Here is a 26,439-nt window from a genome sequence, read left to right on the forward strand (position 1 = left end):
GCTAATGCTCATTGCCAGTCGGCAACTGCGCTTATCGAAGCCATCCGCGCCTAGCATCCACCCGCTCCATCGCGACCCGAAAGATTTGCGTCGTAGCCCGGATGAAATCCGGGAACACCCCACTCAAAAGCCCCGGATTGCATCCGGGCTACGGTCAGGAGATACCCCATGAACGTATTGATCATCGGCAGCGGCGGTCGTGAACACGCCCTGGCCTGGAAAGTGGCGCAGGACAAGCGCGTCGAGAAAGTCTTCGTCGCCCCGGGCAACGCCGGCACCGCCACCGAAGCCAAGTGCGAGAACGTCGCCATCGACGTGCTGGCCATCGAGCAGCTGGCCGACTTCGCCGAGAAGAACGTGCAGCTGACCATCGTCGGCCCGGAAGCGCCGCTGGTTAAAGGCGTGGTCGACCTGTTCCGCACCCGCAAGCTGGACATCTTCGGCCCCACCGCCGCCGCCGCCCAGCTGGAAGGCTCCAAGGCCTTCACCAAGGACTTCCTCGCCCGCCACGCGATCCCCACCGCCGACTACCAGAACTTCACCGAAGTCGAGCCGGCCCTGGCCTACCTGCGCGAGAAAGGCGCACCGATCGTGATCAAAGCCGACGGCCTGGCCGCCGGCAAAGGCGTGATCGTCGCCATGACCCTGCAGGAAGCCGAAGACGCTGTGCGCGACATGCTCGCCGGCAATGCCTTCGGCGAAGCGGGCTCGCGCGTAGTGATCGAGGAATTCCTCGACGGCGAAGAAGCCTCCTTCATCGTTATGGTCGACGGCGAGAACGTGCTGCCGATGGCCACCAGCCAGGACCACAAGCGCGTCGGCGATGCCGATACCGGGCCGAACACCGGCGGCATGGGTGCCTACTCCCCCGCTCCGGTGGTCACCGCCGAGGTGCACCAGCGCGTAATGGACGAAGTGATCTACCCGACCGTGCGTGGCATGGCGAGTGAGGGCAACGTCTACACCGGCTTCCTCTACGCCGGGCTGATGATCGACAAGGCCGGCAAGCCGAAAGTCATCGAGTTCAACTGCCGCTTCGGCGACCCGGAAACCCAGCCGATCATGGTGCGCCTGGAGTCGAGTCTGGTGCTGCTGGTCGAGGCCGCGCTGGCCAAGGCGCTGGACAAGGTCGAAGCGACCTGGGATCCGCGTCCGACCGTGGGTGTGGTCATCGCCGCCGGCGGCTACCCGGCCGACTACGCCAAGGGTGACGTGATCGAAGGCCTGGACGCCGCCGCCAAGATCGACGGCAAGGTGTTCCACGCCGGTACCGCACTGAATGCCGCAGGCCAGGTGGTTACCGCCGGCGGTCGCGTACTCTGCGCCACCGCCATCGGCCGCACGGTTTCCGAAGCCCAGCAGCAGGCCTACCGCCTGGCCGAGCAGATCCGCTGGAACGGCAGCTTCTACCGCAAGGACATCGGTTACCGGGCCATTGCCCGCGAGCGCGGCGAAAGCTAAGAAAACCGGGTAAATATCCGGTAAAGCCCGCACAAAAGGCAGCCTCCTGGCTGCCTTTTGTGCATTAGCCATGGCTATAATCCGGGGATTCACCATCGAAGGGACTTCGCCCGTGCGACGGCTCAGGATCGCCACCGGACTCATCGTCAGCCTGCTGCTGACCCTGCTCTGCCTGCCCATGGCACAGGCGGAAGGCGAAGCTACCGCCCGACCCGCTACGGCGGAGCACTGGTCCATCCTGCTCGACAAGAGCGCCACGCTCAGTTTCGACGACATCCGCACCCAGTCCGCCCGCTTCCAGCCTCTCGATAAACGCGCCATTACCTTCCCGGCCTCTCGCCACGCCATCTGGCTGCACATCAAGACTCCGGCCTATCAGGCGCCACACTGGCTCTGGCTGTTCGCCCCGCGCGTGCAGCACCTGGACTACTACCGGCTGAATAACGGCCAGCTGGAAGAACACCTGCAAACCGGCGAAGCCTTGTCGCAGAACAGCCGTCCGCTGCCATCGCGCGCCTACCTGTTCAGCCAGCCCAACGATGGCCAGGCCCGCGAAATCTATATCCGCATGACCTCCAACCACGCCCTGATGATGTGGTTCAAGGTGATCAACGAGGCCGAACTGGTCACCCAGGAAAAGCCCGCCTACCTGTTCGGCGCCCTGCTCGGCGGCCTGCTCCTGCTGGCCCTGTTCAACCTGCTGCGCATGGCCTATTCGCCCACCGCCAGCAACCTGTGGCTGGCCGGCATGCATATCGCCCTGGCCCTGTGCGCCACCTGCAACATCGGCCTGCTGGCGGTGTGGCTGCCCGAACAGAGCTACAACCAGTCGCTGATCGCCGACCTCTCGGCGCTAGCCGCCGGCCTGTGCGTCCTGGGTTTCACCCTGCGCTTCTTCCACGGCACCCTGGCCGAACACAGTGCCTTGCGCCATGTGCTACGGGCCGAGTTCCTGCTCATCACCCTGGCGGCGGCCATGATCGCCTTCACCGGGCTGTTCTGGCACAGCTGGCTGGTCTATGGCCTGGTCATCATGACGGCGCTGACCATCCCGCTGATCGCCTTCATGCATTGGCGCGCTGGTTACCAGCCGGCGCGATTGATCGTGGCCGGGCTGCTGATCTTCAACCTGGGCTTCGCCGTGCTGATCCCGGTGCTGTTCGGCTTCGACCAGCTCAACCCGGGCTGGCTGGTGCTCAGCGTGTTCAGCGTCGCCATGCTCTGCGGCCTGATCCTCAGCATCGCCCTGTCCGAGCGCCAGCGGCAGATCCAGAGCGACACCCTGACCCAGCGCACCAGCGAGGCGGCGATCAGCGCCGAGCTGAAAGCCAAGGCCGAATTCCTGGCCAAGATCAGCCACGAAATCCGTACGCCGATGAATGGCGTGTTGGGCATGACCGAGCTGCTGCTCGGCACCCCGCTGTCGGCCAAGCAACGCGACTACGTACAGACCATCCACAGCGCCGGCAATGAACTGCTGACGCTGATCAACGAGATCCTCGACATCTCCAAGCTGGAGTCCGGGCAGATCGAACTGGACGACGTGCAGTTCGACCTCAATGCGCTGATCGACGACTGCCTGGACATCTTCCGCGCCAAGGCCGAGCAGCAGAAGGTCGAGCTGATCAGTTTTATGCAGCCCCAGGTTCCACGAGTGATCAGCGGCGACCCCACGCGCCTGCGCCAGACCCTGCTGAGCCTGCTGGACAACGCCTTCCGCCAGACCGACGAAGGCGAAATCCTCCTGGTGGTGGCCCTCGACAACGAAGGCAAGGCCCCGCGCCTGCGCATCGCCGTACAGGACAGCGGGCGCCCGCTGGAAGCCAGCGAGCGCGACGCCCTGCTCAATACCCAGCTGCACAGCACCGACTTCCTTAGCGCCAGCAAGCTCGGCGGCCGCCTGGGGCTGATCATCGCGCGTCAGCTGGTACGCCTGATGGACGGCGAGTTCGGCATCCAGAGCGGCGATAACCAGGGCAGCACCCTGTGGCTGACCCTGCCGCTGGACGCCGAGCGCCTGGAACACCCCACCGCCGACCTCGACGGCACACTGCAGGGTGCCCGCCTGCTGGTGGTCGACGACAACGAGACCTGCCGCAAGGTGATCCAGCAGCAATGTACGGCCTGGGGCCTGCAGGTCAGCACCGTGGCCTCCGGCAAGGAAGCCCTGGCCCTGCTGCGGACCAAGGCGCATCTGCACGAATACTTCGACGTGGTCCTGCTCGACCAGGAAATGCCCGGCATGAGCGGCATGCAGCTGGCAGCCAAGATCAAGGAAGACCCCAACCTCAACCACGACATTCTGCTGATCATGCTCACCGGGATCAGCAACGCGCCGAGCAAGATCATCGCGCGCAACGCCGGAATCAAGCGCATCCTGGCCAAGCCGGTGGCTGGCTACACGCTGAAGACCACCCTCGCCGACGAGCTGGCCCAGCGCAGCAACAACAGCCCAGCGCTGCCTCCCCTGCACAGCAGCGAAGCCAGCACCCTGCTCGCACCCAGCGACTTCCGCATCCTGGTGGCCGAGGACAACAGCATCTCGACCAAGGTCATCCGCGGCATGCTGAGCAAGCTCAACCTGCAACCGGATACCGCCAGCAACGGCGAGGAAGCCCTGCGCGCCATGCAGGCGCAGCAGTACGACCTGGTGCTGATGGATTGCGAAATGCCGGTGCTCGACGGCTTCTCCGCCACCGAGCAACTGCGCGCCTGGGAAGCCCGCGAACAGCGCGAACACACCCCAGTGGTGGCCCTGACCGCGCACATCCTCGCCGAGCACAAGGAACGCGCGCGCCAGGTCGGCATGGACGGCCACATGGCCAAGCCGGTGGAAATGTCCCAGCTGCGCGAACTGGTCGCCCACTGGGTGCAGGAAAAGCAGCGCCGGCTGCAGGCCGACGCCCTGCCCTCCTGATTGCCGGCTGACGCCGCCCGACCCGGCCCGCTATGCTTGCGCCACTTATGTCCTGACGAGCCTTGCCCATGCTCTCCCTGCTGTTCACCGTCTACCTGAAGATGCTGGTGCTCTATAGCCCGTTCTTCGTGCTCTCCTGTTTTATCGGCCTGACCCCCGGCTACAGCGTCAAGGAACGCAAGAAACTGGCCTGGAAAGTGGCGCTGGGCAGCCTGATCGCCAGCGTGCTGCTGTACCTGTTCGGCCAGACCATCTTCGAGATCTTCGGCATCACGCCCGATGCCTTCCGCATCGGCGCCGGCTCCGTGCTGTTCATCTCTGCGCTGGGCATGGCCCAGGGCAAGTCGGCGGTGCAGGCCGACAACGTGCAGCAGGACGTCACCATCGTGCCGCTGACCATCCCGCTCACCGTCGGCCCCGGCACCATCGGTGCGCTGCTGGTGATGGGCATCAGCCAGCCGGAGTGGGACGACAAGCTCCTCGCCATCCTCGGTATCGCCATCGCCAGCGCCACGGTCGGCGTCGTGCTCTACCTGTCCAACCAGGTCGAGCGCCTGCTCGGCCAGCAGGGCCTGCAGATCCTCAGCCGCCTGATGGGCCTGTTCGTCTGCGCCCTGGCCGCGCAGATCATCTTCACCGGCGTGCGTGGCTACCTGCTGCCCTGAGCCACACCTCCGCTCGCCTCTGGCTCTCCATCCGCTGGGTATACCGCCCTGCCCGAACGACCATGGACGAGCCACATGGCAACGCCTCAGAAACAGGCACGCGCAGCACTGAAAACCACCCCGCACAGCATCCCCGGAGGAAATGCAGCCTCCCTGACAGGACTTCGCCTCAAAGCGGTGCGCGCCATGAAAAACATGACTGAACGCACAGATTAGCGCACCAACTTCGCGCAACAGGCGCTCATGCGAATCTTCCTGGAATCTGCAAAAACCTTGCAGGACAAGGCTTTGCGCGGCTTGGCACGGATGCTGCCAAAGGACTGACGACCCCTTCGGTCCCCACAGTTGCGCATGGAGCCCTAACAAGATGAAACGCCGTCCTCTGTTGAAATCCACCCTCGCCGCCAGTGCCCTGCTGCTCAGCGGCCTGTTCCCCTACAGCCTGCAGGCTGCCGAGACCATCAAGGTCGGCATCCTCCACTCGCTGTCCGGCACCATGGCCATTTCCGAAACCTCGCTGAAAGACATGGCGCTGATGACCATTGACGAAATCAACGCCAAGGGCGGCGTCAATGGCAAGCAACTGGAAGCCGTGGTGGTCGACCCGGCCTCCAACTGGCCGCTGTTCGCCGAAAAAGGCCGCCAGTTGCTGACCCAGGACAAAGTCGACGTGGTCTTCGGCTGCTGGACCTCGGTCTCGCGCAAATCCGTGCTGCCGGTGTTCGAGGAACTCAACGGCCTGCTGTTCTACCCCGTGCAGTACGAAGGCGAAGAGATGTCGCCGAACGTGTTCTACACCGGCGCAGCGCCAAACCAGCAGGCCATTCCGGCCGTGGAATACCTGATGAGCGAAGACGGCGGTGCCGCCAAGCGCTACTTCCTGCTCGGCACCGACTACGTCTACCCGCGCACCACCAACAAGATCCTGCGCAGCTTCCTGCACAGCAAAGGCGTGGCCGACAAGGACATCGAAGAGGTCTACACCCCCTTCGGTCATAGCGACTATCAAACCATCGTCGCCAACATCAAGAAGTTTTCCGCTGGCGGCAAGACTGCGGTGATCTCCACCGTCAACGGCGACTCCAACGTGCCGTTCTACAAGGAACTGGCCAACCAGGGCATCGAAGCCACCGATATCCCGGTGGTGGCTTTCTCGGTCGGCGAGGAAGAACTGCGCGGCATCGACACCAAGCCGCTGGTCGGCCAGCTGGCCGCCTGGAACTACTTCCAGTCCGTGGAAAACCCGGTCAACACCGAGTTCGTCAACAAGTGGAAGGCCTACGCCAAGGCCAAGAACCTGCCGGGCGCCGACAAGGCCGTGACCAACGACCCGATGGAAGCCACCTACGTCGGCATCAACATGTGGGCCCAGGCCGTCGAGAAAGCCGGTACCACCGACGTAGACAAGGTACGTGAAGCCCTGGCCGGGCAGACCTTCGCCGCGCCGAGCGGCTACACCCTGACCATGGACAAGACCAACCACCACTTGCACAAGCCGGTGATGATCGGTGAAGTCCAGGAAGACGGGCAGTTCTCCATCGTCTGGCAAACCGAAGGCCCGCTGCGCGCCCAGCCGTGGAGCCCGTACATCCCCGGAAACGACAAGAAGCCGGACTATGCGGTGAAGTCGAATTGATCGGACGGGCCTAGCCCGACTTACTCTGTAGGAGCCAGCTTGCTGGCGATCGAAGCGACGCGGTTTGTCCTGGTAAACCGCGATCGCGAGCAAGCTCGTTCCTACGGAGTTTCCCTTCCAGGACATCTTTATGCCCACTGCCCTGTACCGAATGCTCCTGTCACTGGCGCTTCTGCTGCCATTGACTGCTCATGCCGGCGATGCCGCCGACTTCGTCGCGGCCAATCCCTCCCAGCAGGCCAAGCTGCTGGAAAGCTGGTCCGCCCAGCCCGATCCCGCCCGCCTGCCGCTGCTCGATGCCCTGCAGAACGGCCGCCTGGCCAGCGACAGCGGAAAAGTGCCCTTCATCGAAGACGCCGGCAGCTTCATCGCCGCCGAAGGCCAGGCCGAACCGGCCAGCCCGCCGAAGAAACTGCGCCTGAACAACCGCCTGCGCGGCCTGCTGGCTACCGCCCAGGCCAGCCACCAGTTGCTCGCCAGCGAGCCGAGCGTGCGCCTGGCCGCCGCCCAGCAACTGCAGAAGAGCGCCAAGCCGGCGCAGCTGGAACTGCTCAATGCCCGCGTCGCCAGCGAGGAAGACGCCACCGTGCGCGCCGCCCTGGCCCTGGCGCTGGCCAACCTGCAACTGGTCGACCCGGATCCGGCGATCCGCCTGAGCGCCGTACGCCTGCTCGGCGAGACCGGCGAACCGCTGGCCCGCACCCGCCTGGAAGCGCTGCTCGTCGCAGGCGTGGAAAGCGATGCCGAGGTGCGTACCGCAGCGGAAACCAGCCTGGCCCAGGTCAAGCGCCGTCTGCTCGGCGGCGAGCTGCTCGGCCAGGCGTTCAGCGGCCTGAGCCTGGGTAGCATCCTGCTGCTGGCGGCGCTCGGCCTGGCCATCACCTTCGGCCTGCTCGGGGTGATCAACATGGCCCACGGCGAGATGCTGATGCTCGGTGCCTACACCACCTACATGGTGCAGATCGCCTTCCAGAAACTCGCCCCCGACTACCTGGCCATCTACCCGCTGGCCGCCCTGCCGATCGCCTTCTTCGTCACCGCCGCCATCGGCATGGCCCTGGAACGCACGGTGATCCGCCACCTCTACGGCCGCCCGCTGGAAACCCTGCTGGCCACCTGGGGCATCAGCCTGATCCTGATCCAGCTGGTGCGGGTGATCTTCGGCGCGCAGAACGTCGAGGTGGCCAACCCCGAGTGGCTGTCCGGCGGCATCCAGGTGCTGCCCAACCTGGTGCTGCCCTACAGCCGCATCGTCATCATCGGCTTCGCCCTGTTCGTCGTGCTGCTCACCTGGCTGCTGCTGAACAAGACCCGCCTGGGCCTCAACGTGCGCGCCGTCACCCAGAACCGCAACATGGCTGCCTGCTGTGGCGTGCCCACAGGGCGGGTGGACATGCTCGCCTTCGGCCTCGGTTCGGGCATCGCCGGCCTCGGCGGCGTGGCCCTCAGCCAGATCGGCAACGTCGGTCCGGATCTGGGCCAGAGCTACATCATCGACTCGTTCCTGGTGGTGGTGCTCGGCGGCGTCGGCCAACTGGCCGGAAGCGTGCTGGCGGCCTTCGGCCTGGGCGTGGCGAACAAGATCCTCGAACCGCAGATCGGCGCCGTGCTGGGCAAAATCCTCATCCTCGCGCTGATCATTCTGTTTATCCAGAAACGACCCCAAGGTCTTTTTGCACTGAAAGGACGGGTGATCGACTAATGACTCAAGCACTCAATCAAACGTTGCTGGCACGCGCCACGGCGAAACTCGGACCGCAGGCCACGCTGGCCCTCGGCGGCCTGATCCTGCTCCTGCTGCTGGCCATGCCGCTGCTGCACCTGCTGCCAGCCGACCATGCCCTGCATGTCTCGGCCTACAGCCTGACCCTGGTCGGCAAGATCCTCTGCTACTGCGTGGTCGCCCTGGCCCTGGACCTGGTCTGGGGCTATGCCGGCCTGCTCTCACTCGGCCACGGCCTGTTCTTTGCCCTCGGCGGCTACGCCATGGGCATGTACCTGATGCGCGAAAGCGCCGGTGATGGCCTGCCCGCGTTCATGGTGTTCCTCTCCTGGACCGAGCTGCCGTGGTACTGGTACGGCACCTCCAGCTTCCTCTGGGCGCTGTGCCTGGTGGTGCTGGCGCCGGGTCTGCTGGCCCTGGTGTTCGGCTTCTTCGCCTTCCGCTCGCGGATCAAGGGCGTGTATTTCTCGATCATGACCCAGGCCCTGACCTTCGCCGGCATGCTGCTGTTCTTCCGCAACGAGACCGGTTTCGGCGGCAACAACGGCTTCACCAACTTCCGCAGCATGCTCGGCTTCGACATCACCGCACCGAGCACCCGCGCCGTGCTGTTCCTGTGCACCGTGGCGCTGCTGGTCGGCAGCCTGCTGCTGGGCTTCAAGCTGGCGCGCAGCAAATTCGGCCGGGTCCTCACCGCCCTGCGTGATGCGGAGAACCGCCTGATGTTCTGCGGCTACGACCCGCGCGGCTACAAGCTGTTTATCTGGGTGCTGTCCGCCGTGCTGTGCGGCCTGGCCGGTGCGCTGTACGTGCCGCAGGTGGGCATCATCAACCCCAGCGAGATGTCGCCGACCAACTCCATCGAGGCCGCCGTATGGGTGGCCCTCGGCGGTCGCGGCACGCTGATCGGCCCGCTGCTCGGCGCCGGTCTGGTCAACGGCATGAAGAGCTGGTTCACCGTGGCCTTCCCCGAATACTGGCTGTTCGCCCTGGGCTTCCTGTTCATTATCGTCACGCTGTTCCTGCCGAAAGGCGTGATCGGCCTGCTCCGCAGGAAATCATCATGAACGCTACTGCGCATTCCATCTGCGGCGTTGCGCGGTGCTCACTCCTCGCCGTACACACTCGTACTGTCTCGTCGCTGCGCTCCGTGCGCCTTGCAGCTGAAATTGCTCGCGACGCGTTCCTGACGATTTCCACAGGAGAGCAATGATGCGCGCCACTCCGGTACCCGAATTCATGCTCGAACCCGCGTTCGACCCGGCCGGCACCGGCCGTGATGCCGTCGGCCTCGGCAGTGCCGCCGGCAAAGGCCTGGATGTGCGCCACGGCACCATCCTCACCCTGGAAGGCATCAACGTCAGCTTCGACGGTTTCAAGGCGCTGACCGACCTCAACCTGTACATCGGCGTCGGCGAACTGCGCTGCATCATCGGCCCCAACGGCGCCGGCAAGACCACCATGATGGACGTGATCACCGGCAAGACCCGCCCCGACAACGGCCACGCCTACTTCGGCGAAACCCTCGACCTGAGGCAGATGAGCGAAGTCGAGATCGCCCAGTCCGGCATCGGTCGCAAGTTCCAGAAACCCACGGTGTTCGAAGCCCTCAGCGTGTTCGAGAACCTCGAACTGGCGCTGAAGACCAACAAGTCGGTGTGGTCCAGCCTGCGCGCCAAACTCTCTGGCGCACAGAAAGAGCGGATCGACGAAGTGCTCGCCACCATCAAACTGGAAAGCGCGCGCCAGCGCCCGGCCGGGCTGCTGTCGCACGGCCAGAAGCAGTTCCTCGAGATCGGCATGCTGCTGGTGCAGGACCCGCAACTGCTGCTGCTCGACGAGCCGGTGGCGGGCATGACCGACGCCGAGACCGAATTCACCGCCGAACTGTTCAAGTCCCTGGCACGCAAGCACTCGCTGATGGTGGTCGAGCACGACATGGGCTTTGTCGGCTCCATCGCCGACCACGTCACCGTGCTGCACCAGGGCAGCGTGCTGGCCGAGGGCTCGCTGGAGCAGGTGCAGAACGATGAACGGGTGATCGAGGTTTATCTCGGCCGGTAAATACCGAGGATCGCGAGCCAGCTCGCTCCTACATGGGCAGCGCTGATCCTGTAGGAGCGAGCTTGCTCACGATGACGGCCTGCCAGACTCCACAGAATTGAGAGGCGGAACATGCTGCAAGTCCAACAACTGCACCAGTACTACGGCGGCAGCCACATCCTCCGTGGCCTGAGCTTCGAGGCCAAGGTCGGCGAAGTCACCTGCCTGCTTGGCCGCAACGGCGTGGGCAAGACCACCCTGCTGAAATGCCTGATGGGCCTGATCCCATCCAAGGAAGGCGCCGTGCAATGGGAAGGCAAGCCGATCACCGCGTTCAAACCGCACCAGCGCGTGCACGCCGGTATCGCCTATGTGCCGCAGGGGCGAGAAATTTTCCCTCGACTGACAGTCGAAGAGAATCTGCTGATGGGCCTGTCACGTTTCCCCGGCAGCCAGGCCAAGGAAGTCCCGGCCTTCATCTACGAGCTGTTCCCGGTGCTGCTGCAGATGAAGCAACGCCGCGGCGGCGACCTCTCCGGCGGCCAGCAGCAACAGCTGGCCATCGGCCGCGCGCTGGCCAGTAAGCCGCGTCTGCTGATCCTCGACGAGCCCACAGAAGGCATCCAGCCCTCGGTGATCAAGGAGATCGGTGCGGTGATCAAGAAGCTCGCCGAGCGTGGCGACATGGCCATCCTGCTGGTCGAGCAGTTCTATGATTTCGCCGCCGAGCTGGCCGACCAGTATCTGGTGATGAGCCGCGGCGAGATCGTCCAGCAGGGCCGCGGCGAGACCATGGAAGCCGATGGCGTGCGTGGACTGGTGGCAATCTGATAAAACAGCGGCCATGAACGCAGCCCTCCCCCCGCCCTGTTTACTCCCAGCTGGCATGCCGAGCTGGAGCTCGGCTATGCGCGCCAGGGTGACGCCACGCGGCCCGTGCAGCGCCGCCACCTCGGCCCGCTGCGGGTGCAGAAGCACCTGTACGCCGAAGGCCCCGAGGTGTGCCAGCACATCATCGTCCACCCGCCGGGCGGGATTGCCGGTGGCGATCGCCTGCACATCAGCGCCAGCCTCGGCGAGCACGCCTGGGCCCAGCTGACCAGCCCCGGCGCCGCCAAGTGGTACCGCGCCAGCGGGCCGGCCTATCAGCAGCTGGAACTGCAGGTAGCCGCCGGCGCCACCCTGGAATGGCTACCGCAGGAAACCATCGTCTACGCCGGCGCCCAGGCCGAACTGAGCACCCGCATCGACCTCGAGGGCGACGCCCGTTTGTGCTACTGGGATATGGTCGCCCTCGGCCGCCCGGCGGCCGGCGAACGCTTCGACGCCGGTCATTTCCAGGCCCAGCTGGATATCCGTCGCGACGGCCAGCTGCTCTGGCACGAACGCCAGCGCATCAGCGGCAACGACGGCCTGCTCGACTCACCGATCGGTCTGGCCGGCCAACCGGTATTCGCCACCCTGCTGATCAGCGGCGAACTCTCCGCCGAACTGCTGGAACGCTGCCGCACCCTCCCCAGCCCGGTGCGCGGCGACCTCAGCCAGCTGCCGGGCCTGCTGGTCGCCCGCTGCCTGGCCGGCGAGGCGCTGCATGCGCGCGCCTGGCTGATCGAACTCTGGCGCCTGCTGCGCCCTGAACTACTGGGGCGCGCCGCCGTGCCCCCACGAATCTGGAGTACCTGATGGACCTTTCGCCCCGCGAGAAAGACAAGCTGCTGATCTTCACCGCCGGCCTGGTCGCCGAGCGGCGCCTGGCCCGCGGCGTGAAACTCAACTACCCGGAAGCCATGGCCTACATCAGCGCCGCCCTGCTCGAAGGCGCCCGCGACGGCCAGACCGTGGCCGAGCTGATGCACTTCGGTACCACCCTGCTGACTCGTGAGCAGGTGATGGAAGGCATCCCGGAAATGATCCCGGAAATCCAGGTCGAGGCCACCTTTCCGGATGGCACCAAGCTAGTCACCGTCCACCAGCCGATCCCATGAGCATCTCGATTCGCGACGCCCGCGACAGCGACCTGGAAGCCATCCGCGACATCTTCAACGATGCGGTGCTCAACACCACGGCAATCTGGATGGATGCCACCGTCGACCTGGCCAACCGCCAAGCCTGGCTCGCCGCGCGCCGCCAGCAGGGTTACCCGGTGCTGGTGGCGGTGGATGCCGAGGACCACGTGCTCGGCTATGCCGTCTATGGCGACTGGCGGCCCTTCGATGGCTTCTGCAACACCGTGGAGAACTCGCTGTACGTGCAGGCCGAGCAGCGTGGCCGCGGCCTCGGCGTGCTGCTGCTCGGCGCCCTGATCGAACGCTCCAAAGAAGGCGGCAAGCATGTGATGGTCGCCGCCATCGAGAGCGGCAACAGCGCCTCCATCGGCCTGCACCAGCGCTTTGGTTTCACCATCACCGGGCAGATGCCCCAGGTCGGCCGCAAGTTCGGCCGCTGGCTGGATCTGACCTTCATGCAACTGATTCTGACCCCGGAGCGGAGCGCGCCATGATGCCCATAATCCAGCGCCTCGGCGCCCACGACTTTGCGTCCCATCGCGCCGGCCTGATCGAGCTGCTGCTGGATGCCGTCACCCATGGCGCCTCGGTGGGCTTTCTCGCCGACCTCGACCAGGCCGAGGCCAGCGCCTACTTCGACCAGGTACTGGCCGGTCTGGGCGATGGCTCGCTGCTGCTCTGGGTCGCCGTGGAAGACGGCCGCGTGCTGGGCAGCGTGCAGCTGGGCCTGTGCCAGAAGCGCAACGGACTCAACCGCGCCGAAGTGCAGAAGTTACTGGTACACAGCGGTGCCCGCCGTCGCGGCATCGCCCGCCAACTGATGCAGCGCCTGCAAGGCGAAGCCGTCGAACTCAAGCGCGGCCTGCTCTATTTGGATACCGAGGCCGGCAGCGACGCCGAACCCTTCTACCAGGCCCTGGGCTACACCAGCATCGGCGGCCTGCCCGACTACGCCTGCGGCCCGGACGGCACCTACCGGACCAACGCCATCTACTACAAGACCCTGTCGAGGCCCCAGCCATGATTCCCGGCGAATACCAGATCCAGGACGGCGAGATCGAACTCAACGCCGGCCGCCGCACCCTGCGCGTGACTGTGGCCAATAGCGGCGACCGGCCAATCCAGGTCGGCTCGCACTTCCACTTCTTCGAAACCAACGACGCGCTGACGTTTGACCGTGCGCCGACCCGAGGCATGCGCCTGAATATCGCCGCCGGCACTGCGGTGCGCTTCGAGCCGGGCCAGTCGCGTGAAGTCGAGCTGGTCGAGCTGGCGGGTGACCGTCGCGTCTACGGTTTTGCCGGTCGCATCATGGGAGCGTTGTAATGAAGATTTCCCGCCAAGCCTACGCCGACATGTTCGGCCCCACCGTCGGCGACAAGGTGCGCCTGGCCGACACCAACCTGTGGATCGAGGTCGAAAAGGACTTCACCACCTACGGCGATGAAGTGAAGTTCGGCGGCGGCAAGGTGATCCGCGACGGCATGGGCCAGAGCCAGCTGTGCGCGGCGGACGTGGTCGACACGGTGATCACCAACGCGCTGATCATCGACCACTGGGGCATCGTCAAGGCCGACGTCGGCCTCAAGAACGGACGCATCGCCGCGATCGGCAAGGCTGGGAATCCGGACATCCAGCCGAACGTGACCATCGCCATCGGCGGCGCCAGCGAAGTGATCGCCGGCGAAGGCATGATCCTCACCGCTGGCGGCGTCGACACCCATATCCACTTCATCTGCCCGCAGCAGATCGAAGAAGCCTTGATGAGCGGCACCACCACCATGATCGGCGGCGGCACCGGGCCGGCCACCGGCACCTACGCCACCACCGTGACGCCGGGGCCGTGGCACATGGCGATGATGCTCAAGGCCGCCGACGCCTTCCCGATGAACATCGGCTTTACCGGCAAGGGCAACGTCTCGCTGCCCGAGCCGTTGATCGAACAGGTCAAGGCCGGCGCCATTGGTCTGAAGCTGCACGAAGACTGGGGCACCACGCCGGCGGCCATCGACAACTGCCTGAGCGTGGCCGATGAGTACGATGTGCAGGTGGCGATTCACACCGACACCCTGAATGAATCCGGCTTCGTCGAAACCACCCTGGGCGCCTTCAAGGGCCGCACCATCCACACCTACCACACCGAAGGTGCCGGCGGCGGCCATGCGCCGGATATCATCAAGGCCTGTGGCTTCCCTAACGTGCTGCCCAGCTCGACCAACCCGACCCGGCCGTTCACCAAGAACACCATCGACGAACACCTGGACATGCTGATGGTCTGCCACCACCTCGACCCAAGCATCGCCGAGGACGTCGCCTTTGCCGAAAGCCGCATCCGCCGCGAGACCATTGCTGCCGAAGACATCCTGCATGACCTCGGTGCGTTCAGCATGATCAGCTCCGACAGCCAGGCCATGGGCCGCGTCGGCGAAGTGATTACCCGCACCTGGCAGACCGCCGACAAGATGAAGCAGCAGCGCGGCCCGCTGCCTGAAGATCAGCCCGGTAACGACAATTTCCGCGTCAAGCGCTACATCGCCAAGTACACCATCAACCCGGCGATCACCCACGGCATCAGCCACGAAGTGGGCTCCATCGAAGTGGGCAAGTTCGCCGACCTGGTGCTCTGGCGTCCGGCGTTCTTCGGCGTGAAACCGACACTGATCCTCAAGGGTGGCGCCATCGCCGCCAGCCTGATGGGCGACGCCAATGCCTCGATCCCGACCCCGCAACCGGTGCACTACCGGCCGATGTTCGGCAGCTACGCCGGCATGCTGCATGCCACCAGCCTGACCTTTATCAGCCAGGCCGCCTTCGACGCCGGGGTGCCAGAACAGCTGGGGTTGCAGAAGCAGATCGGCGTGGTCAAAGGCTGCCGCACGGTGACCAAGGCCGATCTGATCCACAACGACTACCTGCCCGATATCGAGGTCGATCCGCAGAACTACCAGGTCAAGGCCGACGGCCAACTGCTCTGGTGCGAACCGTCCGAAGTGCTGCCGCTGGCGCAGCGTTACTTCCTGTTCTAAGAGTCTGTTTACGACTTTTTGTGCAGCGCCATAGCGGTGTGTAGAGACAAGTGCGGAGCGCTTTTGCCCCCCTCTCCCGTTTACGGGAGAGGGCTGGGGAGAGGGATACACCTAAAGACTTACTCGGAGATCGCGGTACCCGCGGCGCAGCCGAGTAATAACCTCGCCCAGGCTGCGGATCTTGGGCATCCCCCATGCCCGGCGCTATGCTGACGGCACTGTCCACGGCGACGTCCCATGCACCTGATCGACACCCACACCCACCTCGACTTCCCCGACTTCGCGGCCGACCGCAGCGAGCTGCTGGCGCGCAGCCGCAGCCGGGGCGTGGAGAAACTGGTGGTGCTCGGCGTGTACCAGGCCAACTGGCAGCGCCTGTGGCAGCTGGTGCAAAGTGACAGCGGCCTGTACGCCGCCTTCGGCCTGCACCCGCTCTACCTGGATCAGCACCGGCCCGAACACCTGAGCGAGCTGCGCGACTGGCTCGACCGCCTGGCCGCTCATCCGCAGCTGTGCGCAGTCGGCGAGTTCGGCCTGGACTACTTTCTCGAACAGCTCGACCGCTCGCGCCAGCAAACCCTGTTCGAGGCCCAACTGGCCCTGGCCGCCGAATACGAGCTACCGGCCCTGCTGCATGTGCGCCGCGCCCACGCACAGACCATCGCCACCCTCAAACGCTATCGACTCACACGGGGCGGCATCATCCATGCGTTCGCCGGCAGCTACGAGGAGGCCCGCGAATACCTCAAGCTGGGCTTCAGGCTCGGCCTCGGCGGTGCGCCGACCTGGCCACAGGCATTGCGCCTGCGCCAGGTAGTAGCCCGCCTGCCGCTGGATGCCATAGTGCTGGAGACCGACTCACCTGACATGGCGCCCGCCATGCACCCCAACCAACGCAACAGCCCGGAGTTCCTCCCCGATATCTGCAGCGCCCTGGCCGAGCTGCGCGGCATCAGTGCGCAGGAGCTGGCCAGCGCCAGCAGCCGCAACGCCGCCGAGCTATTCGGCTGGACACCAGCTTCGTAGCCCGGATGCAATCCGGGAGGGTGACTCACGCCGAGCCGCCGTCCCGGATTGCATCCGGGCTACAACACCCAACGACACGCTCCGAACACCCGCCTCCAGAAACAACAAGGCCCGCCAATGGGCGGGCCTTGTCGATTAGCACAGGTGATCAGACACGGAAGGCGCTGATCAGCTCCTTCAGCCGGCTGACCTGATCGGACAGCTGACGGCTGGCCTGCTCGGTCTGCACCGCGCCTTCGGCCGTGCGCTCGCCGGCCTGGTTGATCTCGACGATGTTCATGTCGATATCGTGGGCCACGGCGGTCTGCTGTTCGGCAGCGGCAGCAATTTGCTGGTTCTGATCGACGATCATGCCCACCGCGCCGAGGATATTCTCCAGCGCCTGCTGCACGTTGGCCGACTGGCTGACGGTGCTTTCCACCATCTGGTGGCTGCCGTTCATGGCCGTCACCGTGGCGCCAACACCATTTTGCAGGCGGCCAATCATCTGTTCGATCTCTTCGGTGGACTGGTGCGTACGTTTGGCCAGGTTGCGCACCTCGTCGGCGACCACGGCAAAGCCGCGACCCTGCTCACCGGCACGCGCCGCCTCGATGGCGGCGTTGAGCGCCAGCAGGTTGGTCTGTCCGGCGATGCCCTTGATCACTTCCAGCACCTGGCTGATCGACGCACTGTCGGCTGCCAGCTGGTTGATCACGCTGACCGACTGATCGATCTCGTTGGCCAGACGCTGGATGCTGCCAACCTGCGACTCGACCATAGCGCGGCCGTTGACCGTTTCGTTGTTGACGCTCTGCGCGCTTTCGACTGCGGCGGCGGCGCTGCGTGCCACTTCCTGAGCGGTGGCGGACATCTGGTTCATCGCCGTGGCAACCTGCTCGATCTGTCCGCGCTGGGCACTGACCGCCTGGCTACTTTCACCAGAAACCAGCTCGACGCGATCGGCCTGACGCTCGACTTCGGTGACGGTCTGGCCGACCAGTTCGATCAGGTCACGGATCTTCGCCACGGTGCCGTTGAACACCTGGCCCAGTTCGCCCAGCTCGTCCTGGCTCTTGACGTTGACCTTGACCGTCATGTCGCCAGCAGCGACCTGGCCCAGGGTATGACCAAAGCCTTTGAGGGTGGTGCGGGTGGAGACGTAGAAACCGCCATACAGGTAGCCGATCAGCAGGAACACCAGCACCAGCGCCACCACCAGCAGCACCATCTGCACGCGCTTGGCCTCCAAGCGCTGACTCAGCTCCTGGTCGAGGAAGCCCAGAACCGCATCGTTGAGCACATAGGTCTTGTCGATGCCCGCGGTCATCTGGTCAAAGAAGTCCTGCCAGGGCGCATCCAGGGTATCCGCCATGAGGATGCTGTCTTCCAGCTGAGTGCCGCCTTCGGTCAAGGCGTTGCGACTGGCTTCCGCCAGGCTGCTCAGGCTTTTCTGCGCCAGAGCATTGCCCTGGAAAGCGTTCTGGATCTTGAAACCGTATTCGGCATGCAGCTTTTCCAGCTCCAGCAACAGCTCGTCGAGTTTGGTGCTGTCGGAAGAGCCGAGGATGCCCTGGCCGAGTGAGTAGGAACCCAGCGCGCGTCCCTTGCTCAGGGCCTTGGTCACCGGTGGCGAGACACTGGTCATCAGTTCGACCATCTGCCTGACGCTCAGCTCGCTGTCCTGGCTGAGCCCGGACTGGCTGGCGACGAACTTGATGAACACTTCGGCATTATCCAGCGCCTTGACCACCAGACCGGCCTTGCTGCGCTGCGAAGACTCCTTGTCCACAGCCTCCAGGACCGCCTTGATGGCATCACGCTGGGCATTGAACTCCTCGACCTCTTTCGCCTTGCTGCTGCTCGGCTGCATGGCCTCCAGCGTGGCTTTGACACTCGACTCCAGGCCGTTGATCTGCGCCACCAGCTTTTCCGATTCACCGGACTGGCCGAGTACGGCATTGATCTCCATCAGGTCGTTGAGACGCTCCAGTTCCTGGCGCATCTTCAGGCTCTGCTTGAGCAGTTCGAGGCTCTGCAGTTCCGTACGGGTATCGACGAACTCGTTATAGGAATCGCGCACCAGATAAAAATTGGTGATCGACATGGGCAGGAAGAAAAGCACACTGATCAGGCTGAACTTCATGCCGAAGCTCATGCGGTTCATCAGCGCGATGGCGGGATACAACACGCTATTCACTAAACGTCTCCTGTTGCCATTATTGTTGTATGCCGATGGGGAGCAGACCGGCAAATGGAACGGCAAGGTACTGGTACAACTGAATCGTAGAAGCTGTTCATGACTTGAGGGGAACAATCGCTTGCATGCGCGGAAGTCAGCACACAACGGAGCAAGAACAGTTCCGGCCTGGGGCGACACTCAGGCAAGCGCACTCCCCTAGGCATGCTGTATACCGGATATCGACCTCAACCTCTGTAACTTAAGGTTAAGAATGCGCGCACAGTTTCGCTTCGGTATTGATTTGGGTGGCACCAAGACTGAAATCATCGCCCTGGAAGGCTCCGACGAACGGTTACGGCGCCGCCTGCCAACCCCGCAGGGCGATTACGCCGCCTGCCTGCAGACCATCGCGCAACTGGTCCGCCAAGCCGAGCATGACCTGGGCGGCAGCGGCACCGTCGGCATTGGCATCCCCGGTACGCGCTCGCCGGATCATGGGCGGATCAAGAACGCCAACTCGGTGTGCCTGATTGGCCAGGACCTGCAGGGCGACCTGGAGCAGCTGCTGCAACGCCCGATACGCCTGGCCAACGATGCCGACTGTTTTGCCCTGTCGGAAGCCAGCGATGGCGCGGGAGCCGGGGCCGACTGCGTATTCGGGGTGATCCTTGGCACAGGGGTGGGTGGCGGCATTGTGATCCATGGCCGCCTGCTCGGCGGACCGAACGCCATTGCCGGCGAATGGGGGCATAACACACTGCCCTGGCGCGCCCCGGCCGATGGCCCGTCCAGGCGCTGCTACTGCGGCCTGGATGACTGTATCGAAACCTTTCTCAGCGGTCCGGGCTGGGCCACTCGCAGCAACCTGGACCTGACAGCCGAGCAACTGGCCAGGGCCGCACAGGCTGGCGAACCTGCCGCACAACAAGCGCTACAGCGCTATTGCGAGCAACTGGCGCGCAGCCTGGCCTCGGTGATCAACATTCTCGACCCGCAGGTGATCGTGCTCGGCGGTGGCCTGTCGAACATTCAGGCACTGTATGAACAGGTGCCACCACTGCTGGTGCGCCATGTGTTCTCCGACCAGGTCAACACCCGCCTGCTGCCCGCCCGCCATGGCGACTCCAGCGGAGTGCGCGGCGCCGCCTGGCTATGGCCGTAAGAACCTGTTTACGATCTCCCGGCCGTCGGCCATACGGCGTTAAAAACAGCCTCGGAATGCTCATTTACAGCTCGTAAACTCCGCTTCCTCGGCTGTTTTTGCCTTGTCTGACTCTAGTCCAAAAGATCGTAAACAGGTTCGAAGGCTTTACAGCAACAGAATCCACACGGCAAACGCGGCGTACCAGAGCATCGCCGACCGCACCAGCAGCTGCCACAGCTCATCCAGGCTGTTGACGCCCGGCTCGCCAGCCTGCGGCTCAGGCAACTCGCTGGCGGCACGTCCGGCATTGACCAGCAACTGCTGCGCCGCCAGCTCCCAGCTCAGCAGATCATGCAACACGGCGCGGCTGACCGCGGCAAAGTTGCCGACCAGGGCAAAACTGGCGGCCAGCACCCGCACGGGCAGCCAGTCCAGGGCATGCCGCAACTGCCCGGCACGTTCGGCCAGATCAGCCTGGGTCGCGTGTTCGGCCGTCAGCGCCAGCAGCCGGTAAGCCAGCGGCACCAGCGGACCGAGCAGCGCGTACCAGAAGATCACCGCAAAGAAGCCCTGGTAGGCCTGCCACAACTCATAGCCCTGTACCCGCAGCAGCAATTCGGCCTCGCTATCGGCCGCAACGCCGAGATCACGCTCGGCCACATGCAGCGCGGCCTGGTCATCGCCCCGCCGCCAGGCATCGCGGAACGGCCCCAGCGCGGCCAGCACATCGCCACGCCCCAGGCTGTACACCAGCACCAGCAGATGCACCGGTAGCGCCAGCCAGCCATAGGCCACCGGCTGAAGGATCAGCAGCAAGCCGCCGAGCACCAGCAGCGGCAACGCCACCAGCACAGCCAGGGCAATCCAGGGCGCGCCCTGCTGGCTGATCTCGACTTTGGCCAACTGCTGCAGCCACAGACCATCCTGCTGAATACGCCGACGTCCGGCAGAGAACTTCTCAACCCAGAGCACCAGCAGCAGCACCAGAAAGTTCATCTACCGCTCTCCTTGGTCCAGCAGGGCCGCGCGCAGACGCGGCCAATCAAAATAGGGGCCCGGGTCGGTCTTGCGCCCCGGGGCGACATCGCTATGCCCGCAGATGCGCTCGATACCGAGCGCCGGGTAAGCCTGCAGTAGCTGGCGCGCCAGTATGGCCAGCGCCGCGTACTGGGCATCACTGAATGGCTGGTCGTCGGTACCTTCCAGCTCGATACCGAGGGAGAAATCATTGCAGTTCTCACGCCCTTCGAAGCTGGAAACGCCGGCATGCCAAGCCCGCTCATTACAGGAGACAAACTGGGTAACCGCCCCGTCACGCTCGATGAGGAAATGCGCCGAGACCTGCAGATGAGCTATGCCGGCGAAGTAGGGATGCTCATCGACCGGCAGCTGATTCTGAAAGAACTGCTGCACCTTGCCGGTGCCGAACTGGCCGGGCGGCAGACTGATGTTATGGATCACCAGCAGAGAAATCTCACCCTGCGGGCGCGCATTGCAATTCGTTGATGGGCAGTGCTGCGCATCGGCATACCAACCGCTGACGGGGTCCAGCTGCATAGGGGCTCCTTGACCAGTTTCGCCACTGTAGCAGATAGCACCGCGCGCCCCGAAAACGACAACGCCCGGCACAGGCCGGGCGTTACGGGCGCAGCACAGAACTCAGGCGTTCTTCAGTTTGCGCAGATTGCCAATCACCGACTCCAGGGCGCGATCGAACAACAGCGCATCATCGAGCATGCGAATCGCCGCACGCCGGAACTCCACGGCCAGGCCCATGCGGGTTTTCTCCAGCACCTTCATGCCGGTACGATTGACGAAGATGTACTTGCCAGTCGGCTTGATGATCGCCGCCAGCTTGCAGCGCAGTTTGTGCTCCTCGTCTTCCTGGATTTCCACCCAGCTGCCAACGCGCAGACTGTCGACCTGCAGCAGGGCCTGATCATCATCCGGCAAACTGGCCTCGGGCTCGCGCTCACGCACTTCACCCGGCGCCAGCAGCACGATTTCCTCGACCACCTCGACCATCGCCGGCGCTTCAACAACAGGCTCAGCAGCCGGCAGCTCAAGGAGAGGCGCCACCTCAACTGCGGACTCGGCCGACGCATCATCCGTCGGCAGAAATTGTTCGACTTCTACATCGGGCTCAGGCACGACGCGCTTGAAGCGCTGGAAAGCCTGCACATGCACGGACTCCAGCTGACTGAAGAACTCGCTGGTGACAAACGGATCGATGGCCGCACCGGCCAGCCCCTCGCGCAGGGCTTTCAGCAGATTCGGCACCAACTCCAGCAGGCGCACGCGATCTTCCGGCTCCTCATGCAGCTCAACGCTCCACACCAGATCATCCATCACCACTAGCGCCGCCTGCCACTCGGCAGACTCGCTGCCGTGCTTCAGACAGGTCAGCTGCAGAACCTTACTCCAGCCCTCTTGCAGCAAACGCACCACGACTTCCGGCAAGGTCTTGCCAAGCAGCCGGGCATTCAGCGCCTGCTCGACCTGCTGGCGCGCCAGCTCGGCCTTGGCACGACCCTCTTCGGCATCCCGCGTGCGCTGCTCCAACAGGTCACTGCGCCGGCGCTCATCGCCGGTAAAGGCCAAAAACTCGGCGAGCAGATCGGAAAAGATGGTCGGGTCATCGGTGAAGTCATTCAGCAGGCGCTGTACCACCTGGTCGATACGCTGATACAGGCTATCGCGCTGCGCATCATCCTGAGCACTCCAGCCGAGGGCGGCCGAGGCAATCTCGTTGAGCAGACGACGGGCCGGGTGACTGCCACGACTGAAGAAGGTCTTGTCCAGCACGGCGACCTTGAGCATGGGAATCTGCAGGCGCCCGATCAGCGCCTTCAGCGAGTCGGGCAAGGTGCGGTCGTCGAGGATGAACTCGAACAGCATCGACACCAGGTTGATCACATCCTCATCAATCTCGCCCACCACGCGCGCCTTGCCACTTTTGGCACTGGCACGGGTCAGCAACTGTTCGAGCTGGTTGCGCAGATCGAAGTCATCCGTACTTTGCCCGCTACCTGCCGGCAAGCGCTGCTGCATGTGCGACAGCAGGCGCATCAGATCATTACTGGAGATCGGCACGGCATCAGCAGGGGCCGCACGCCGCGGCATGGCAGCGCTGCCACGCACCTCGGCAAGCAACTCTTGCAGAACACCGAATACTTCCTGCACGCCTTCATCCGCATAGGCAGCGGCACTCGCCTCGCCCGCAGAGGCTTCACGCGCTGCGCGATTGCCGGGGGCCGTGCGCCCAGCTGTATTGCGTCGAGCCGGCGGCGCCGATTTGAGCTCCGGCAGCACACCCAACTCGACCAACTGCTGGTTGGCCGCGGCATACAGCTGATCGAGATCGGCCAGTACATATTTTTCGAAGAGCTTGAGCACGATCAGCTTGACGCGAATCTCCACGCCCAGGCCGGCACAAAGCGCCATGAACTGTTCGCAGAGTGCACGCGGCCCGAGAGGATTGCTCTTGTCCTCCAGCTTCTGGCTGATCAGCGTATTCAAGCGCGTGGTCAGATGAGTCAGGGCCACGCCATCGCGGCTGATCACGCGCGCGACCATGGCATCCAGCGCCACGGATTCCTCCAGCACATCATCCTGAACCAGAGAGAGACTCTCGAAGGATACCGTGCCCAACTGTGGCGCCGCCTTGCCGAGCTCATACTGATTGAGGGTGGCAAAGCTTTCAAAGATCTTCTGCAGGAAGCCACGCTCGATGGATTTGCGCTTCAGGCGTAAATCGCGCATGGCCTCGAAGAAGCCATTCTGTTCGGCGTTGCTGGCAGCACGGTCAGCCATCTCGAAGAGCGTGTCATCGGCATTATCGAACAGTGCCTGCAGCGCGAGCTTGAGCTGTTGCGCTGCCTTGTCGCGTACCTGAATTAGGGCCACGGGAAGCCTTCCTGCCTGCGAAGTTGGCGAGTGCTCAGGGGCAGCCTTGTTCAGGTGCACCACTTTCGCGTCGGTCTGCATTGCATGTCTCCCGCAGGTTGCCGATTCAGAGCAATCTGCCAACGATCAACTGGGCGCCATCCATGACGTCAAAGGCTTGGCGCCAAAGTTTATGGCCAACCTTATTATAGGGAGACATACAGGATGACCAAATACCCATTACTGCAGACATGACCTGCATCACAGCACAGGCAAGATGAACCCCCGGACGGTCATCCACTGCCGACCAGCGCACCTTATCTGTCTAGCAGATAGCCCGGAATTCTCCTGCATCCCACCTGCACCAGCCGTCGGCTATCCCTATAATCGCGCCACCAGACTCCGGAGGCTGCCATGCCCAACCTCACCCTCGCCGACCTCGGCGCCGAAATCCAGGCCAATGTCCGCTGCGCGCTGCGCGAAGACATTGGCAGCGGCGACATCACCGCCCAGCTGATTCCCGCCGAGCGCCTGGCCCATGCGACCATCATCACCCGTGAGAGCGCAGTGATTGCCGGAACCGCCTGGGTCGATGAAGTATTCCGCCAGCTCGACCCACGCGTCGCCGTACATTGGCAAGTGGTAGACGGCCAACACGCCAGCGCCAACCAGCCACTTTTCCATCTGGAAGGCCCGGCCCGCGCCCTGCTCAGCGGCGAACGCAGTGCGCTGAATTTCCTCCAGAGCCTGTCTGCGGTCGCCACCCGCTGCCAGCACTTCGCCGACCTGGTCAAAGACACCCCGGTCAAACTGCTCGACACCCGCAAGACCCTTCCCGGTCTGCGCCTGGCACAGAAGTATGCGGTCACCTGCGGCGGCTGCCACAACCACCGCATCGGCCTGTATGACGCCTTCCTGATCAAGGAAAACCATATCGCCGCCTGCGGCGGCATCGCCCAGGCCATTGCCGCAGCCCACCAGATTGCTCCCGGCAAACCGGTGGAAGTCGAAGTGGAAAGCCTGACCGAACTGCAGCAAGCCCTGGATGCAGGCGCCGACATCATCATGCTCGACGAACTCAGCCTCGACGACATGCGCACTGCCGTGAACATCACCGCAGGCTGCGCCAAGCTGGAAGCCTCCGGCGGCATCAACGAAAGCACCCTGCGCACCATCGCCGAAACCGGCGTGGACTACATCTCCATCGGCAGCCTGACCAAGGACATCAAGGCCATCGACCTGTCGATGCGCCTGAGCCTGTAACAATCTCAGCCATGAAAAAGCCCGCCGGTTCAGACTGTGTGAAAACCTAGCCGCCTGAGGCCGAGCTGGAGACAATGCCCGTATCGATTGATATGGGCATTGTCGTTTATGGGTTACATCCAGGGAGAGGCGCGGGGTCAGGACAGTCTGTTTCCGCCATCGGTGGAAGAACTGGTTCCCGAGGATCACCTAGTACAAGTGATTGAAGCCTATGTGGTGCGGCTGAATCTGCAGGTTTTGGGCTTCAGCAAGGCACAGCCGCAGAAGACGGACCGTCCGCCCTACGACCCGACGGACCTGTTCAAGCTCTATCTGTACGGCTACTTTCAGCGCATCCGCTCCTCGCGGTGCCTGGAGGCCGAGTGCCAGCGCAATGTTGAGGTGATTTGGCTGTTGGGGCGATTGACCCCGGACTTCAAGACGATTGCTGATTTTCGCAAGGACAACGGCCCAGCTTCCAGGCAACCTGCCAGGCCTTCGTGCAGCTCTGCCGCCAGGTGGACTGATCAGCGGCCAATCGGTGGCCATCAACGGCAGCAAGCTCCAGGCAGTAGCGTCACAACGCAAGCACCTGAGTCTGGCGAAACTTAAACACCAACAAACCAAACTGGAGGCGCAGATTGCCCGCTATCTGGCGGAGCTGGACGCGACTGATCGCAGCGAAGCGACTGAAGGAGTTGATCGCAGCGCAGTCAAGGCCGCACGGCCCAGGTGCTGATGAAGACGAGGCTCGTCTGATGCGCACCCATCAAGGGGCCAGGGTGGCCTACAACGTACAGACCGCAGTGAATGGTGAGCACTGCCTGATCCTGCACAATGTGATCACACAGGAGGGTGGCGACAACCAGCAACTGGAGCCCATGGCCAAGGCCTCCCAGGTGGTGCTAGAGCAGGCGCAATTGACGGTTACGGCTGATGCCGGCTACTCCAATGGCGAGCAGCTCCAGGCCTGTGACGATGCCGGGATCGCCGCCTATGTACCGGCGAATCGGGGGATCAACAACTAGCCGCTGTTCGACCGCAGCGCCTTTACCTACGACGCGGCACAGGATCAATACCAGTGTCCGGCGGGTCAGTGGTTATCACTCAAACAGGTGAAGGGCACGCAACGCATCTATGCCGTGCGCCGCGACTGCTGCAACTGCCCGTTGCAGCTGCAATGCACCAACGCCCGACGGCGACACATTACTCGGCATGTTCATGAAGCGGCCTTTGCGCGCATGCGGCAGCGGATGCAGGCGCATCCGGAGATGGCGATCAGGCACCGATCCATCGTCGAACACCCCTTCGGCAACCTGAAGCAGTGGCTATTTGACAATGGCCGCTTCCTGTTGCGCCAGTTGCACGGCGCACGCACGGAAATGGCTTTGGCGGTGCAAGCCTATAACCTGAAACGGGCCATTCAGGCGCTCGGAGCCGGTCGGTTGATTGAGTTGATGAGCCGAGGAGACATCAGTTCACTTTTCTTCGCCCTGAAATGCCA

General features: G+C 63.8%; 21 protein-coding genes and 2 pseudogenes. 18 read left to right on the forward strand and 5 right to left on the reverse strand.

The window, feature by feature from the left end; all coding sequences use genetic code 11:
* Positions 1–168: 168 nt before the first annotated feature.
* The 15 genes from purD to LRS11_RS00215 all read left to right on the forward strand — a co-directional run bounded on the left by purD (position 169) and on the right by LRS11_RS00215 (position 16,503).
* Positions 169–1,461 carry a phosphoribosylamine--glycine ligase gene (gene purD / locus LRS11_RS00145; RefSeq protein WP_260494999.1) on the forward strand — a complete coding sequence of 431 codons (1,293 nt, stop codon included), beginning with the start codon at positions 169–171 and terminating at the stop codon, positions 1,459–1,461.
* 112 nt (positions 1,462–1,573) lie between these two features.
* Entirely contained in the window at positions 1,574–4,378 is a 2,805-nt protein-coding gene (locus tag LRS11_RS00150; protein WP_260495000.1) for a hybrid sensor histidine kinase/response regulator, read from the forward strand.
* A gap of 68 nt (positions 4,379–4,446) precedes the next feature.
* Positions 4,447–5,043, forward strand: coding sequence for a MarC family protein (locus LRS11_RS00155; protein ID WP_260495001.1), 597 nt, complete (start codon positions 4,447–4,449; stop codon positions 5,041–5,043).
* 367 nt (positions 5,044–5,410) lie between these two features.
* The gene (urtA, locus tag LRS11_RS00160) at positions 5,411–6,679 is read left to right on the forward strand and encodes an urea ABC transporter substrate-binding protein (protein ID WP_160081984.1); all 1,269 of its coding nucleotides are present in this window, start codon (positions 5,411–5,413) and stop codon (positions 6,677–6,679) included.
* 130 nt (positions 6,680–6,809) lie between these two features.
* Positions 6,810–8,381 (forward strand): urea ABC transporter permease subunit UrtB, encoded by a 1,572-nt coding sequence (urtB, locus tag LRS11_RS00165; protein ID WP_260495002.1) that lies wholly within the window; start codon positions 6,810–6,812, stop codon positions 8,379–8,381.
* A complete protein-coding gene (urtC, locus tag LRS11_RS00170; protein ID WP_260495003.1) occupies positions 8,381–9,469 on the forward strand; it encodes an urea ABC transporter permease subunit UrtC in 1,089 nt (362 codons plus the stop codon). Before urtB ends, urtC begins: the two co-directional genes overlap by 1 nt.
* Before the next feature lie 145 nt (positions 9,470–9,614).
* Entirely contained in the window at positions 9,615–10,466 is an 852-nt protein-coding gene (urtD, locus tag LRS11_RS00175; protein ID WP_260496979.1) for an urea ABC transporter ATP-binding protein UrtD, read from the forward strand.
* 111 nt (positions 10,467–10,577) lie between these two features.
* A complete protein-coding gene (gene urtE / locus LRS11_RS00180; protein WP_260495004.1) occupies positions 10,578–11,276 on the forward strand; it encodes an urea ABC transporter ATP-binding subunit UrtE in 699 nt (232 codons plus the stop codon).
* A 36-nt stretch (positions 11,277–11,312) separates the two neighbouring features.
* Entirely contained in the window at positions 11,313–12,128 is an 816-nt protein-coding gene (locus LRS11_RS00185; RefSeq protein ID WP_260496980.1) for an urease accessory protein UreD, read from the forward strand.
* Positions 12,128–12,430 (forward strand): urease subunit gamma, encoded by a 303-nt coding sequence (gene ureA / locus LRS11_RS00190; RefSeq protein ID WP_260495005.1) that lies wholly within the window; start codon positions 12,128–12,130, stop codon positions 12,428–12,430. The genes LRS11_RS00185 and ureA overlap by 1 nt, the downstream gene beginning before the upstream one ends.
* A complete protein-coding gene (locus LRS11_RS00195) occupies positions 12,427–12,945 on the forward strand; it encodes a GNAT family N-acetyltransferase (protein WP_260495006.1) in 519 nt (172 codons plus the stop codon). Before ureA ends, LRS11_RS00195 begins: the two co-directional genes overlap by 4 nt.
* Positions 12,942–13,475 carry a GNAT family N-acetyltransferase gene (locus LRS11_RS00200; RefSeq protein ID WP_260495007.1) on the forward strand — a complete coding sequence of 178 codons (534 nt, stop codon included), beginning with the start codon at positions 12,942–12,944 and terminating at the stop codon, positions 13,473–13,475. The genes LRS11_RS00195 and LRS11_RS00200 overlap by 4 nt, the downstream gene beginning before the upstream one ends.
* Entirely contained in the window at positions 13,472–13,777 is a 306-nt protein-coding gene (locus tag LRS11_RS00205; RefSeq protein WP_260495008.1) for an urease subunit beta, read from the forward strand. Before LRS11_RS00200 ends, LRS11_RS00205 begins: the two co-directional genes overlap by 4 nt.
* A complete protein-coding gene (gene ureC, locus LRS11_RS00210) occupies positions 13,777–15,477 on the forward strand; it encodes an urease subunit alpha (protein WP_260495009.1) in 1,701 nt (566 codons plus the stop codon). Before LRS11_RS00205 ends, ureC begins: the two co-directional genes overlap by 1 nt.
* A 237-nt stretch (positions 15,478–15,714) precedes the next feature.
* Positions 15,715–16,503, forward strand: a complete 789-nt coding sequence (locus tag LRS11_RS00215) for a TatD family hydrolase (protein ID WP_260495010.1) — start codon at positions 15,715–15,717, stop codon at positions 16,501–16,503.
* Positions 16,504–16,651: 148 nt separating this feature from the next.
* Here LRS11_RS00215 and LRS11_RS22380 read toward each other — a convergent pair whose 3' ends face one another.
* Positions 16,652–17,365 (reverse strand): methyl-accepting chemotaxis protein, encoded by a 714-nt coding sequence (locus LRS11_RS22380; RefSeq protein WP_409519831.1) that lies wholly within the window; start codon positions 17,363–17,365, stop codon positions 16,652–16,654.
* Positions 17,366–17,506: 141 nt separating this feature from the next.
* Positions 17,507–18,649, reverse strand: a pseudogene (locus tag LRS11_RS22385) (HAMP domain-containing protein); the annotation flags it as partial.
* A gap of 286 nt (positions 18,650–18,935) precedes the next feature.
* Here LRS11_RS22385 and LRS11_RS00225 point away from each other — a divergent pair.
* Positions 18,936–19,826 carry an ROK family protein gene (locus LRS11_RS00225; RefSeq protein WP_260495012.1) on the forward strand — a complete coding sequence of 297 codons (891 nt, stop codon included), beginning with the start codon at positions 18,936–18,938 and terminating at the stop codon, positions 19,824–19,826.
* A 147-nt stretch (positions 19,827–19,973) separates the two neighbouring features.
* Here the strand turns inward: LRS11_RS00225 and ampE are convergent, their stop codons facing one another.
* From ampE to LRS11_RS00240, 3 genes are all read right to left on the reverse strand, one after another.
* Positions 19,974–20,804 (reverse strand): regulatory signaling modulator protein AmpE, encoded by an 831-nt coding sequence (gene ampE / locus LRS11_RS00230; RefSeq protein ID WP_260495013.1) that lies wholly within the window; start codon positions 20,802–20,804, stop codon positions 19,974–19,976.
* Positions 20,805–21,365, reverse strand: coding sequence for a 1,6-anhydro-N-acetylmuramyl-L-alanine amidase AmpD (gene ampD / locus LRS11_RS00235; RefSeq protein WP_260495014.1), 561 nt, complete (start codon positions 21,363–21,365; stop codon positions 20,805–20,807).
* Between the two features lie 102 nt (positions 21,366–21,467).
* Entirely contained in the window at positions 21,468–23,795 is a 2,328-nt protein-coding gene (locus tag LRS11_RS00240; protein ID WP_260495015.1) for a DUF1631 domain-containing protein, read from the reverse strand.
* Positions 23,796–24,107: 312 nt separating this feature from the next.
* On the opposite strand from LRS11_RS00240, the gene nadC reads away from it, so the two are divergent.
* Both nadC and LRS11_RS00250 read left to right on the forward strand, forming a co-directional pair.
* Positions 24,108–24,956: a carboxylating nicotinate-nucleotide diphosphorylase gene (gene nadC, locus LRS11_RS00245; protein ID WP_260495016.1), complete on the forward strand. Its 849-nt coding sequence runs from the start codon at positions 24,108–24,110 to the stop codon at positions 24,954–24,956.
* A gap of 108 nt (positions 24,957–25,064) precedes the next feature.
* Positions 25,065–26,395, forward strand: a pseudogene (locus LRS11_RS00250) (transposase); the annotation flags it as partial.
* Between the last annotated feature and the right edge of the window lie 44 nt (positions 26,396–26,439).

It is taken from the genome of Pseudomonas sp. J452, assembly GCF_024666525.1.
Lineage (GTDB): Bacteria > Pseudomonadota > Gammaproteobacteria > Pseudomonadales > Pseudomonadaceae > Aquipseudomonas.